Source organism: Corallococcus sp. AB038B (genome assembly GCF_003668955.1).
Lineage (GTDB): Bacteria > Myxococcota > Myxococcia > Myxococcales > Myxococcaceae > Corallococcus > Corallococcus exiguus.
Genome location: NZ_RAWO01000376.1, coordinates 1 through 388 on the forward strand (window position 1 = coordinate 1; position 388 = coordinate 388).

Annotated in this window: 1 protein-coding gene; it reads left to right on the forward strand. The window is 71.4% G+C overall.

All coding sequences use genetic code 11. From position 1 onward, the window contains the following. The coding region (locus D7Y04_RS43610; protein ID WP_147477394.1) for a helix-turn-helix transcriptional regulator at positions 1–194 on the forward strand (194 nt) is incomplete at its 5' end. Between the last annotated feature and the right edge of the window lie 194 nt (positions 195–388).

Consider the following 388-nt stretch of genomic DNA (forward strand, 5'->3'; position numbering starts at 1 on the left):
AGACGCCGAGGGCCTACGTGGAGCGGCTCCGCGTGGAGAAGGCGGAGGGGCTCATTCGCGACACGGAGCTGCCGCTCGCGGACATCGCGCTCGCGTGTGGCTTCAGCTCCCAGAGCCGGTTCACCACCGCGTTCCGCAGGGCCACGGGCTTCACTCCGGCCCGGTACCGCCGGGGCACCGAGGACCGCGGATAGCCAACGGAAGAAGCGGGACCCTTGCTGCCCGCCGCGCGTGCTGCCCCCATGCAGGGGGCGTGCGATAGCTGTTCGCCCTGGAGGGCGTCCCACCCGGCGTGACACGGCGGAACGCCGCAAGAACGGGCAATCGCCGGCAAGCCAGGGCAAGAAGCGCGCGGCGGGATGACGGAAGACTCGGGGCGCATCAGGTT